Consider the following 14,457-nt stretch of genomic DNA (forward strand, 5'->3'; position numbering starts at 1 on the left):
ACTATGAAAAAAATCTTACTAGTTCTTTTTGCTTTATGTTTAAATTATTTCGGATTTGCTCAGGAATCGGAATTAAATGGATTATTTATTCGACCAAGCTTACAAGATGCTCAGACTGTAGGCGGCGGGATGAATTTTAATCCTGATTTGAATTTAAGTAGCGGAAAAACACCTTTAGTCTATCACAATGTTTTGAGCAAAAACTACACGTTATTTTACGTTTATAAAGAGAAAAAAAAGGTTGATAGCACAGCAGTTGCTAAAAAAGAACTCCCTTTTTTAGAGATGCATTTTGATGGTAGAATTTATAAAGTAACCTCCTCTTTTTTCTCTGGAGATAAAAAGTTTTTCATTCAGGCAAACCATCGTTTTAATGGAACAATGGTCAATCACTTTGGCAGTTTTACACCTTCTAAAGTGGGATCAAAAATGCGTGCTAATTTTTTGTTTCTCTTTCAGAGGCCTTCCATCGAGTTATATGAAGTAGTAGTTTTTCCTTCTCATTTAGCTGCCTTAGACTATGCGAAAGTACACAGTTATTTATCGATTAAATACAGCATCCCCCTACCTGAATCTTTTGATTATGTTGATTATTATGGAAATGTACTTTGGGAAGCAAAAGAAAATAAGGACTATAATTCGAATCTTATCGGTTTGGGACGGGAGGATAAATTTGCGCTAAAGCAATACCAGTCCAAGGCGCATTTGGATGACCTTCTGATTGTGGGGTTTAACGATGAATTGCAAACCCATGCGCAGTATACAACCAAAGAAATTGCCGATAATAGTTATGTTTTAGTGGGTGGTAACAGGGGGAGTTTGAAATTTGAAAAAAAGAAAGGGCAAGAATACTTTAATCGAAAGTGGAAAATTGTCAATCACAAAACCAAAGGGGATTTGCATTTTTTCTTTAATCGAAAAGCGATTGAAGGCAGTGACGACTTAAAAGTCGAGCAAGACCAATCGTATGATTATTATGCAAGTATATCCGCCAAAGACAATAACGCTTTGGCTACTTTGATTCCAATGGAAATAAAAAGCGATTCCCTATTGTATAGTAGAGTTCCTTTAAATACAACACACAACTATGTATCTATTGTAAGAAAACAAAAAGTAGATTTTGATGTTACGTATCAGGTAGACTGTGATGCGGTTGCGTTTAAGGTAAATCTACGGCATGGAAAACTGCCTTTTACACTTAAAATTGAAACACAAGAAGGTATAAAAACGCTAACTTCTTCTACCACAACTACAAGTTTTAATTTACCTAAAGATGGAGTCGGAAAAGTGGAATTGCTAGTAGAAGATGCTACTGGAAACAAAAGGAGAAAGGAATTGGACGTATTTGATGCCTTTATTTCACCTGTTACAGTAGAATCTACTTATGTTTTAACCCAAGCGGGCTCCATAGACATCAAGCCTATAGGTAATATAGGTAATGAAAATAGAACTTTATCCAAAGAGTTGAAGTACCAGTGGTATGATGCGATGCATACGTTGATTTCAACACAAGAAACAATTACTTTAAAAAATGCAGGAAACTTTTCGTTAGAAGTAAGGGATCAAAATAATACCTACTGTTCTAGCTTTAAAGTTCTCGTTGGTTTAGAGGAAAAAGTAGACCACCAAATAGGGTTGTATCCAAATCCAGTTCAAAAACTAGAGGAGTTTGTGGTGTATATACCTTTAGAAAAGCTGCAGAATGCAGAAGTTTTGGTTTATACCAATAAAGGGCAATTACTCGATTATAAAATGTATCGTAATACGGCTCAAATTTTATATAAACACCGAATTGCAACTACTGGAATGTACATTATCGTTGTAAAAGCAGGAGAACAAAAACAATTTTATCGTTTAATGGTAAAGTAAAAGTAACATGACAACTAAGAGAAAATTAAATATATATTATAAAACATTGTATCGAATGATAGTGCTGTCTTTTTTCTATTCGACAGTCATTTATCCGATTCAAGCCTATGCAGAAACACTTTCATCTGTTGATTTAAAGATAGCGCAATCTACCTCTTTTTTTAGGGGGCAAGAACAATTGAAACCTGAGTATGAGGGAAGGGAAAACGCTTTAGGAGAGACCGTTCAAAAGGAGTATTCATCTGTTGTAGAATCCCTACTAAAGGAAGAGAAAACAAAGGAAGATTTGGAAGTATCTACAGCCTTTACGCAGGTATATGCGGCTGATTTAGACTATGGTATTATTGGAAGTCAATATGGAGAAAGTGATGATCCTATCGATAACTTTTTTGATATTTCTATTCTAGAAAGCATTGATTTAAGTAAAGCTTATTACTTAGAATACACCGTACTGGGTGTAAATAGTTTATCTTCTTTAGCAAGGAGTATCAATGGATATCCCGCTTTAGGAAATAACTTAGTTAGCTATTCTTCTACAGAAACGGTTATTAAAGAGCGTATCAATCCCGCTTTGTTAGTAAAGGGGAACAATCGCATTTTTTTTAATGTAAATAACAGTTCAGGAATTGAAACGAGGGTTAGCCAAGTAAAACTTCTACAAGAAGAAATCGGAAATAGTTCAGATTCTTTAGTGTTGACCCATGTTCAGCGCACAGAAGAGGGACGTCTTTATGTAAGAGGATTTGCAACTTCTCAGCAAACGGCTTCTTTGCGATACAAAATGACTCCAATTCAGTTAGCAGCTAAAAAGGAATTTGAAGCGATTGTTGATTATAATTCGGCTGACACTCCCTATTTAGTTTTTCAAGAAGCGGGTTTAGCTATGCAGCAAATTGATTTAACGGCTTGGTTGAAAAAAACTGCGGTTAAAGTCAATACCCAATATGCGGTGACTGAACCAAATTTGGGGAAGCGATTTCCTATTGCACACGATCAAGAAAACCATATGGCAATTTCAGGAGCCGCCATTCAATTTCCAGAACAGGCAATTGGAGAACAAATTACAGAAATTCAAGTAGCAAAATTGCGAAAAATTGACTTAGCCCCACAAGGAGCAGGAATCATTAATATTACCAAAAACCAACAAGGGTATCGCTTTTTACCTGATGGATCTACTTTTGAAAAGGATGGATTAATTTCGATTGAGTTTGATGAAAACTTAGTGCCTAATGGTACGAAGCACGAAGATATACATATCTTTTACTTTGACGAATCTAGTAAAAAATGGGTGGCAATTCCTAAAGATCAAGTCCTGGCAGAACAAGGTATGGTTCGTGGATTAACGAATCACTTTACCGATTATATTGCAGGAGTTATTCAAATGCCAGAAAGCCCCGATTATTCTGGTTTTACGCCTACAGGGGCAAGAAATTTACCAGCTGCTAAACCTACGGACAAAATCAATTTTGTTGAAATGCCTGAAGCAAGTAGCACAGGAGATGCAAATGTTTCCTATCCCATTGAAATTCCTGCAGGTAGAAAGGGAATGCAACCGAGTTTATCTTTGAGTTATTCCAGTGGTTCAGGAAGTAGTGGTTGGGTTGGACTAGGATGGGACTTGAATGTACCTTCTATTGAAGTGAATACCACTTGGGGAGCAGCGACTTACGACACAAATCAAGAGTCAGAATTGTATAGCTTCAATGGAGAAGATTTGGTTTTAGTAACTCAAGGAGGTGAATATGCACCTAATCGAGATGATAGAATAGCAAGAGTAGCTAATGCAACATTTGCTCCGAGACTAGAAGGGAATTTTAATAAAATACAACGCTTAGGAACATCACCTTCTACCTATACTTGGGTAGTTACAACTAAAGCAGGAGTGAAATATTACTATGGTAGTGTAGCACAGGCTCGTTTGACTACGGGTATAGGCACTCAGGGTAATATTGTTAAGTGGATGTTGACTAAGGTAGAGGATCTCAATGGAAATTACATAGAGTATCAGTATGAATTAAAGAACTTTACGACGGGAAGTTTAATTGATGGAAAACAACTCTATTTAAAGGCAATTTTGTACACTAAGCATGCTAATGGTTCAGTCAATAATATGTATAAAATTAGTTTTAACCGAACCAATACAGTTGGAGGTTCTGCCCGTGAAGATAAAAGTTTTTCTATACGCAGAGGAGTGAAAGAAGTAGAAGATGATTTGTTGTCAGAAATAGTGGTTAGTGTTATTAAATTTGCAGGGGAGAATCAAATTAGAAAGTATGTATTAAGCTATCAAAAGGGAGCCTTTGGGAAAACCTTATTGAGAAAAGTAGATCAAATGTATAATTCTGTGTTATTTCATTCCCATGAATTTGAGTATCACAATGAAATTGCCAATGGAGAACTATTTGCACCGAGAGCTAGAGTAGAAACACAGGTTGACTTTTCTGGGGTATTTAATAAATTAAAAGCTTCTGCTTCAGCTATTGGTGGAGGTCAAGGAGAGTATAAAGAGATTAGTGGCGGTGTTTATGCAGGATACGCTTCTATTGCGAACCCTGCTACCTTGTTGTTTGTAGCAAAGTATGGAACGGTTGGAATTACAGGTTTTAGTAATTCATCTCAATCAGAGGCTATTATTGCTTTAATGGATGTAGATGGGGATGGTTTACCAGATAAGGTATTTAAGGCTGACAAAAAATTGTACTACCGAAAAAATTTAAACGGACATTTTAGCCGCCTAAGAAGTCCAATTCTAGGGCAATCAAATTTCAGTAAATCAAAAACAAAAACAGTAGGAGCTGGTTTAGAAGCGAGTTTAATTGCTTATGCTTCGGGTCGAAAAAGCTGGTCAGAAACTAAAATTCCCATTTATGTAGAAGATGTTAATCACGATGGACTACCTGATATTGTAAATGATGGGCAAGTTTTTTTTAATAGTTTAAGTAATTATAATCGTACGCCCTATTTTCATGAGAATAGCTCGCAATCGTCAAATCCAATTTTCACAGCAGGAGCTATTACTGTTTCACCCCCACCAGAATTACCAATTCCAAGAATTCCTACGGTTGATGTTGTTAAAATGTGGGAAGCTTCTATAGATGGAACTATAAATATATCAGGTGCGATTAAATTAGCCAATAATTCCCAGCTGGCTTATTATAGTATTGAAAGAGGGAATGTAAACCAAACAGGCAATACAACCTTTTTACGACCAATAACTGCTGTTTCTAGAACCAATACGGCGACTGCTTTCAGTGCTGTTACTGTTCAAAAAGGGGATCGCTTTTTCTTTCGTGTGATATCGAGCGCTGATAAAGCTGATGTTGCTGTAGAATGGAATCCTAAAGTTAGTTATACAGCTACTGCAGATCAAAATTATACAGATGCAAATAATTTGAAACCCTATGTGAATTCTTTTTCTGAATCCTACCTTATTAGTGGTTTTGCTCCAATCGAAATCAAAGAAAATGGAACGTATGCCATCCAAGCAGATTCTTTTGTTGTTGATAATAGCGTAGGAGGAATGAGCGATTCCAAGTTATCTGATGAGGTAGTACTTGTAATTAAGCGATTCAAATTAAATACAACAAACCCATCTTCGACTAATTTGTATTTACCCATTCATGCAGGAGCGTTGATTGATGTCTATAAGCAGCGAATTAAGCTCAATGAATTGAATACAATTCCAGCCTTAAATTACAGTTTTACTGTTTCGGATATCTCATCGGATAATGCGAATAGTATGCAATATATTAAAGCTGAAATTCAGTCGAGTTCCAATGTAAATTGGCAAAGTATTAGCTCCAAATGGAATCCCAAAATTACAGATTCAGAAGGGCTTTTAGATAAAGGACTTGTTCCAGAACTTTCGATTTACAACAAAGAGTATCGCAAGCAAGCGGTGAGTTTAACGTTAACGGCTAAAACTCCTTTTCGATTGAATCATACCCTTTCTTTTTCGGGTTGTGATGGAACCTGTACTATTGGCGATGTTTATTTTATAGTTAAAAATGGCAAAGGAGAAGTGTTGAAAGAAACACCAACAAGCAATCAATACATAAAGTATCGCTTTAAATATAGTGGAGGAGCTTTAAAAAACATAGCAAAATTTAATGCTACAACAGGAAATTACGATGCCGTAGCGACAAGTATCACTCAAACAATTTTTGAATTAGTACCTGTGAATAATGATGCATTGGCGAATAAAATTTATTTTGAATGGTTTAGCGAAAATCCTAAAACAGCAGATAAATTTACAGTAAATGCGAATCAAGCGGTGGTTAAATTAACCTATGCAGCCAATGGAACAATTAATGCAACCCCTACTACTTCTGTTACAACTACTGTTCTGGGCAAGCAAGGAAACACACAATTCGGACCCATGTATAGAGGATGGGGTGCTTTTGCTTATAAAAGCATAAGTGAAGTAGAAAATAGAACAGAACCTATTAATCAAAAAGTTCTTAGTAATGAAGGAGCTCAACAAGGATTAAATCCAGAGTCTCCGGATTTAAGTGAAGCAGAAATGCGCGAATGCGAGAATCACGATATTTACGAAGACTATATGGAATGCGTGGAGCAAAAACGCAATCGGGGCGGAGGATCTACATCTACACAAGATGTCCCTCCAAGACTGTATGTTTTATTGCCTAATAAGGAATTAAATAGATGGCAACTCAATGATAAAATGTTTATATCCGCTTTGACAAGTAGTCCTTATTTGGAACGTTTAGCTATTGATTTGCGGGATACTCCTGATCCAAATGGTGATTTTGGAAGAGATAGAGAAATAGATGGTAGTGGAGTAGGACTTGTTACAAGTCACGAAGCAAAATCAGTGATTAAATATATTCGCAGTGTATCTAAAGGGTATACAGCAGGGGTTTTAGTTGTTTCATATAGCGACAATAAAGTAGAGGGAAAAGCAATAAATGATTTTAGAGATATTAATGGCGATGGCTACCCTGATATTATTGGTGATCGCATTCAGTTAACCAATGAGAAAGGAGGACTAACTCAACGCATGATTGCGAAAAATGTGTTACAAGATTTTAAGGCCAGTGGAAGTGGAGTAGCGGCTTCAACTCCTAGTGGAACGCAAATGGAATTTATTGCCAATAATTTCGGAAATAGTAAAAACCCAACCCCAGCTGTCAAAGACGGTGGTACAGGGTCTGCTATGTCTGTGAACGCTTCTTATTTTTCTACGAATGATTTTGTTTCGAATGATTTAGTCGACTTAAATGGAGATGGTTTACCTGATTACATTCAAAGAGGAGGAGCTGTAGCGTTAAATTACGGAAGTAGTTTTAAGGCAGATAATACCTGGGGAACGAGTGCTATTAAAGAATCTAAAACAACAACCTATTCTGGTGGTGGAGGAATGAATCTATTTGCAGGAGCTATTGCTGGTGGTTTTTCCATTGCAAAAAATATTACCGAAGATGTTACGTCTTTATTGGATATTAATGGCGATGGTTTACCCGATAAAATTGTCGGTGGCAATACCGTTTATTTAAATACAGGAACCGGGTTTTCAAATCAAGCGATTGTCTTGCCTGTATCTTCATCCAAAGAAAGTAAAAATATTTCGGGCGGAGTTAATATCAATGGAACCTATTGTATTTATTTTTTAGCTCCGATTGTCTTTACAGGACCTAAAATTTGTTTCTCTGTGGGATTCAGTACAGGAAAAACATTGAATAAAGAAACCGTTCAGATTATGGATTTCAATGGAGATGGTTATCCCGATATTTTAGTTTCTGATTCAGAAGGAGATTTACAAGTGGCTTATTCAAGAATTGGAAAAACCAACTTACTAAAAACGGTAAAACGACCATTAGGAGGCGTGATTCAAATTGATTATGACAACAAAAATCCTGGGGAAGCAAAAAAAATAGGACTGAACTACGCTATGCCATTTACCAAATGGGTGATGACTCAAGCCTCTATTTACGATGGATATGAAGGGGATGGTGAAAGTACGATGCGCCGTAGTTTTAGTTATTACAAAGGTTTTAAAGATCGAAGAGAGCGAAGATTTTTAGGATTTGGTGAAGTTGTAACTAATGAATTAGATCGTCTGGGAGACGTGTATCGCAGTGTAAAAGAGGAATATTTAATCAATGAGTTAACTGAGTCAGAGGCCTATGGACCTGGTTTGAATCCAATGATTCGCCAATATTACTTTAAGAAAGGCTTGTTGAGTAAACAAACATTGTACGATAAATATGGACGTATCTATAGCAAAACGCTAAATGAGTATCAGTTCTTTAAAGTAAATGCGAATTCCGCTTCAGATTATACCTTAACATCAGGCGGGCAAATTAGTTTTGATGAAAAAAAAATATACCTACCCTTGTTGCGCAGTGTTACGACATCTAAATATGAATTTAATAGTACACAAACAACAGGGTTTGAACAGCGAACCAAAGTGTATTTTGATCGGTATGACCGGTACGGAAATTTAACGCGATATAGAGATGTTGGAGATAGTCAAAGTGTAAATCCAGCGGATCTAATTACCGTAAATATAAGCTATCACTATAATACAACTAATTATCTCGTATCGATACCTAAAATCCACGAAGTACTTGTGGATGGACAGAATCGAAAAGTAGAAAGTGAAATAGATGCAAGAGGAAATACAATAGGTTTCAAAAAATATTGGAGCCCTACCCAATTTGCTCCTTATACCTTTCAATATGATGTTTTTGGAAATTTGATAGAAAAAAAGCATCCAATGATAGGGAGTTCACAATATATAGAAACCATTACCTATGATCCACTTTTTAATATGTATCCTCAAAAGTTAATGAATAATCGAGGTGCAATAACTCATATTAATTATGATATTAGTTTTGGTGTTCCAGGAACAATTAGTGTCAATGGATTTGCTTCTTTAACGTATGTGTATGACTTTTTCGGGAGAATTGATAATATTGGCTCTGCGAGTTTTGTCAATAAAATAATTTTAAGAAATACATATAATTTACAATACAATCCTCAGCAACGATTATATCCTTATGTGTTTACAGAACGTTCAAAAGAACTAAGTGATTTTCCATCAAGTATAACTGCGGGAGAGTATTATAAATCATCTGTTTTTACAGATGGTTTGGGCCGTGCAATTCAAACCAAACAAGAGTTAGATAAAGAAGAATATTGTAGTGCCAATGTAGGGTATCGCCTTGCGGTTAGTGGAAAAGTAGTATATGATGAATTTGGTAGAAGTACAAAAAGCTCTTTGCCTTCAGAAGAAATTGATTGTTCACAAAGTGTTACTAATGGTATAACTCGTTTTTCTACACCACGTATGGATACCAATAATTCGGTAGAGGTGATCTATGATGAAGTAGATCGACCAAAATCTGAAAGGGTTCTTGGGATTGGTGCTGTGACTAGTTATGTATATGGGTATGACAAAGATTGTTGGAATATAACTCAATTTAAAAAAGAAGTTACTTTACCAGAAGGAAATACCTCTATTTCGTATTTTGATGCTAAAGGAAGAAATACCTCTACCAAACAGATAGGAGATAACCAAACCCTTTGTACGCAATTTACTTACAATGCTTTGGGTAGTATCTTAAACGTAACAGATGCAGAGGGAAAACAAACGGCTTATACGTATAATAGTATTGGACAACTACTTGCTAAAGAACAGGTAGATAGAGGAGTTACAAAATATACCTATGACGCTATTGGTCAGGTGATTAAATTAGAAACCAGTAATTTAATGCAATCAGGGCAAAGTATAATGTATCAATATAATAAAGAATTGTTAGAAAAAGAGATTTCTGGGGATGCCATAACGTATTATACGTATAACCAAGATTTATTGACTAAAGTTGTGGATAATACAGTAGAAGATGAATTTATTTATGGTACACATGGTGATATAATTGAACAGAAGAGGAAGATACAAACACCAGATGGTTATTCTTATACTTCAAACCTGTCTTTTATTTATGACTTTTGGGGGAGAGTAGCGAGTATTATTTATCCTGATGGCGAAAAAATATTGTATCAATATGATAAAGGTGGACTGCTAAAACGTATAACGAATGCGGATAACTTTGATTACATCAAATCAATTACGTATGATCACTATGGGAATCGCAAAAAAGTAAAATATGGCAATAACGTTGAAACGGAATATTTCTATAGCCATCAGCAACGTTTAAGAGGTTTAACTTTACGCAGACCGAATAATGAATTGTTTACTAATGTGTTAGTGAGCTATGATCAAAATAGCAATATTACAGGCATAAATAATACAAGTTCACTACATGCAAGTTTAGATGTTGGCGGTATTTCCTTCCAAGCGTATCAATACGATGGATTTAATCGTTTAAAATTTGCATCTACTAAGTGGGAAGGGAAACGAGAAAGGCATAGTTCTAATGTGACAATGGCCTATAATAGGACGCATGGTATTATCGCTAAGGATCAATATCACCATGTGTTTAATATGTATACAAGCCTATCAGAAAATACAGACAATCAATATAAGGCAACTTATAAATACACAACAGACAACCATCAGATAGAAGGAATTACCTATCAAAATGCGGGACCTACTAATTTAAGCTACAAACAAGATTTGAAGTATGATTTGAATGGAAATATGACTTATAGTCATAAAAAAGAAGTAGGATCAAATCGAGTAATTGATAGTCGAGATTTATTTTGGGATGCTAAAGATCAACTACAAGCTGTGGTTGTTGGCAATCAAGTTTCATATTACAACTATGACTATACAGGAAATCGCGTGGTTAAAAGTTTAGGACAAAGCCAGAGTTTTGCTATTAATGGCTCGTTCAACACCAGACTATCTGTAGTAGATAGCTATATTTTGTATCCTAATCAATACATTACCGTTGAACAATCGGGTAAATATACCAAACACTATTATTCAGGCAGTGAAAAAATAGCAAGTTCACTCGGAGAGGGACTCTCCTTTGGTGCAGGAAATGGTACGTATCGTACCCAATTTGAAACCAATTTGAGAGGCTTATTTACAACTTCAAATTATGATGAACCTCAATTTTTTACGACTGATACAGATAATACTTGTGAAGAGGCGCTTTATTATTTAAAACAACAATATGAGCACGATTTGGAATCACAATGTGCCAAACGATTGACAGAGTTAATAAATTCTAATTCAAATGCCTGTGATATTGTTGGTAAGATGGAAGGAGAGGGATGTGCTAAAAATTGTGATGAAGAATTGGAGTCTATTGAAGATAAATTCTATGTAGAGAAGAATAACAAATGTTTAGAACTTATAAAATACCACAGAAAACTGGGCTACACCTCCTGTATGATTATAGATGTATTATACCAAGAAGGCTGTTTAGATCAGGAATGTTTAGATGAGTATAACAGTTGGATTTCATTTTTAGAAGAACACAATCGTTATGATTGTTTAGCTATACTTTTAGGCTATGTGAAGAACAGTGGTATGGGAATGTGTGAAGCCGTAAAATACATGGAAGAGCACAGTGATTGTTTTGATATAGAGGTAATAGAAGACTGTTATAAAGAATTCATATCTGCTTACGAAAATTGCATTTTATTGTATGGAGAAGAGTGTATTAAAGTTTTTGATAAGTATGGATTAGAAGTGTCAGAATCAACAGAAGGATCGGGTAGTATTGATTATTGTAAATTGTTGGAATTAATCATCAGACCTCCTGTTCGACCAACACCAGAGGTACCAGAACCAACAACTCCAACCCCTGGAGGTGGAACTGAGGTTGATCCAGTGATTCCTAATCCACCAGTGATTCCATTACCTCCATACAGACAAGGAAAAATTTGGTGGTACCATAGCGACCACTTGGGGAGTTCTTCTTACCTTACAGACATCAATGGAATACCAACGCATTACTATGGTTATCTACCGTTTGGTGAACTGATGGTGGAACACAACAATAGTAATTATGATAATGTGTATAAATTCAATGGTAAAGAATTGGATGCGCAAACAGGTTACTACTATTATGGTGCGCGTTATTACGATCCGACGATGAGTGTGTTTTTGAGTGTGGATCCGTTGGCGGATAAATATGCTAATACAAATCCTTACACTTATGTTGCAAATAATCCAATTACTAACATTGAAATAGATGGACGATTTTGGTGGAGTAGTTCGGATAAAAAAATGGCAGATAAATTAAGAAGACAATATGATTCTAATTTAAGTTCTTTGAATAGAAGATTAACGAAACTAAATACTCAACTGAGTAAATCAAATGATGTGGGAACTCAAAGAGTATTAAACGTAGATATAGCTACAGCTAATGATCAGATATCTGCAAATATTAAAGCTATTGACAATTTAGATAAATTAGAAAATAGTACAGCATTTGGATTTGAGTTTAAAAGAAACAGTGGAACTATTGCCGAATTGGAGTTTGGGGGATTTGAAAATCATTCAGAATATGGAGAGGTACCTAAGGTTATAATAAATAATACTTCTGATCAAAATGCAACCCATGAGATTAACCATGGAGCTGAAGTAGCTGATGGAAAGAGGATACCATTAAGCAATACAGATTTTTTAAGTTCTAAGAATTTCTCTCTTTTGGATTCAGAATTAGAATCATATAAAATTGAGTTTGGAGTACATGGAATGCCAACAAATGATATAAATTCTGATACCCCATTGCCTACGCGTTCAGGACTTTTAAATAGGAATCACGTAAAAGGATTTTTTAACATAGAAAGAAATGGGCAAAAGAATTACCCTTATAAAAATCTTGATTAATGAAACAGATATATTTCGTAATTATTGTGTTGTTTTGTAGTTGTATTAGTAAAAGAGAATTACTTTATAATAGATATTATAGTAATGATAGCATAATAACATTAAATAAAGATTCAACTTTTCGACTTCAAGATTATTCGCGTTATGGAAGTAATGGATCGATCATGGGGAAATATTATCTAAACGAAAAAGGAAAATTATGTATATTTGAATTAATAGATAGAATGAATTTACCTTATGCTTTTGATGAAGAGAATGATCAAATAGAGGATAAAATAGTTGTTCGTACCGAAGTTAGTAAAGTTACCTATGAGAATATAGATGTTTATTTGAAGAAGGGTAGTATAGAAACTTTATTAGGTAATCTAAAGGAAGGAGAAACATCTTTTAATTATCCGTTTGATTTAGGAGATACGTTACAATTCGTTTTTAAATATGAAAGAGATGAAGGTTTAATAGTTAAACTAAAGCATGATGTTGCTGCTACTAAAATGATTATAATTGATTCCCGTAAGAGGAAAATAAAAATTAATTTTGATATATTTTATTTTGATTTAAAAAACAGCAATGAAGTAGAAGAAAAATGTTTTAAAATAAGAAAAAATAGATTTTATTAATTTTAAATTAATACTTACCCCAACCTTCCAAAACGGATCGTTGGGGTTTTGTTATTTAGGGGGTTTTGTTTAATAGAAAAAAGAAACACCCTACCACCGTTACACTATTAAAAAGCTTCGACTATCCAACAACAATGGTAAAGAGTTTCAAAACATAAAGTACAGCCATAGCCTACAAAAAAGCAACAGTGATGTAGAAAATGTAGTAGTTGGGTTTTGTAGCAGTAGTTTATATAATAGCAAAGAATTACAACGTACAACATACAATAAAGGTGTACAATTGATTTAAAAAGTGTTTTGCAGTAAGTGATTCATTGCAATAAAATAAACAGTTGTAGCAATTTATTTACATTATATTTTTAAAAGTAGTTTATCGTCAGTGGAGTAGTAAAGAGGAGCGTAGTAAGTCGAATGCTGCGACAGTGCCGATCAATAATGTAGTTTTACAAAGACTACTTTTTTACTTTGTAGACAAAGACTACAATTGAAAAGTACAAAAACAGTCAAACGAAAATAAACAGATTGTATGTATTTAATTTTACAACATAGCAATTGGATCGTTAAAACAAAGTAAGTCGATTGTACGAAGGATTTACTGCATTAAAACCAATGTTAAGCGCATAAATAGGCGCAGTTAAAAATAGCAGTAAGCAAAGGCTAAATAATAGCAGTTGGAAGATGAAAAACCAAAGAGAATTGCGATATTTACTTTGTGATTAACTTAACATAATAAACAAAAAACGAAGTGAAGGAGTTGTTGAATAAATAGCAAAACACCAAAAAATTAGCGCATATACAGACGCACATTGAAATACAGTGTAGATAAACCCACTGAAACTGTATAACTAAAACAAAGGGCAATGGTACCATAGTGACCACTTGGGAAGTTCTTCTTGCCTTACAGACATCAATGGAGTGCCTACGCATTACTATGGGTACCTACCATTTGGAGAACTGATGGTAGAACACAATAACAGTAATTATGATAATGTGTATAAATTTAATGGTAAAGAAATAGATCCACAAACGGGGTATTACTATTATGGTGCGCGTTATTACAATCCGACGATGAGTGTGTTTTTGAGTGTGGACCCACATGCTGAAAAGTATCCAAATATTAACCCTTATGTGTATGTGGCTAATAACCCTATTAATGCAATTGATCCTGATGGTAGAGATGTTATTCATTTAAATGGT

The 14,457-nt window shown here is 34.7% G+C and carries 4 protein-coding genes; all 4 read left to right on the forward strand.

The genetic code is table 11. The annotated features are described in order from the left end of the window. Positions 1-3 precede the first annotated feature (3 nt). On the forward strand, positions 4-1,869 hold the full coding sequence (locus ACMHJ2_RS17210; protein ID WP_413514094.1) for a T9SS type A sorting domain-containing protein: 1,866 nt from the start codon (positions 4-6) through the stop codon (positions 1,867-1,869). 55 nt (positions 1,870-1,924) lie between these two features. Continuing rightward, positions 1,925-12,643: a SpvB/TcaC N-terminal domain-containing protein gene (locus ACMHJ2_RS17215; protein WP_413514095.1), complete on the forward strand. Its 10,719-nt coding sequence runs from the start codon at positions 1,925-1,927 to the stop codon at positions 12,641-12,643. Continuing rightward, positions 12,643-13,260 (forward strand): hypothetical protein, encoded by a 618-nt coding sequence (locus tag ACMHJ2_RS17220; protein ID WP_413514096.1) that lies wholly within the window; start codon positions 12,643-12,645, stop codon positions 13,258-13,260. The genes ACMHJ2_RS17215 and ACMHJ2_RS17220 overlap by 1 nt, the downstream gene beginning before the upstream one ends. A gap of 879 nt (positions 13,261-14,139) precedes the next feature. Continuing rightward, the coding region (locus tag ACMHJ2_RS17225; protein ID WP_413514097.1) for an RHS repeat domain-containing protein at positions 14,140-14,457 on the forward strand (318 nt) is incomplete at its 3' end.

The sequence above is a fragment of the Myroides odoratus genome, from assembly GCF_965118575.1.
GTDB classification, from domain to species: Bacteria; Bacteroidota; Bacteroidia; order Flavobacteriales; family Flavobacteriaceae; genus Flavobacterium; species Flavobacterium odoratum_B.

Bases quoted from the DNA above. Each gene is read 5' to 3' on its own strand.
- ACMHJ2_RS17210 (WP_413514094.1), top strand. From the start codon at position 4: ATGAAAAAAATCTTACTAGTTCTTTTTGCTTTATGTTTAAATTATTTC.
- ACMHJ2_RS17215 (WP_413514095.1), top strand. From the start codon at position 1,925: ATGATAGTGCTGTCTTTTTTCTATTCGACAGTCATTTATCCGATTCAA.
- ACMHJ2_RS17220 (WP_413514096.1), top strand. From the start codon at position 12,643: ATGAAACAGATATATTTCGTAATTATTGTGTTGTTTTGTAGTTGTATT.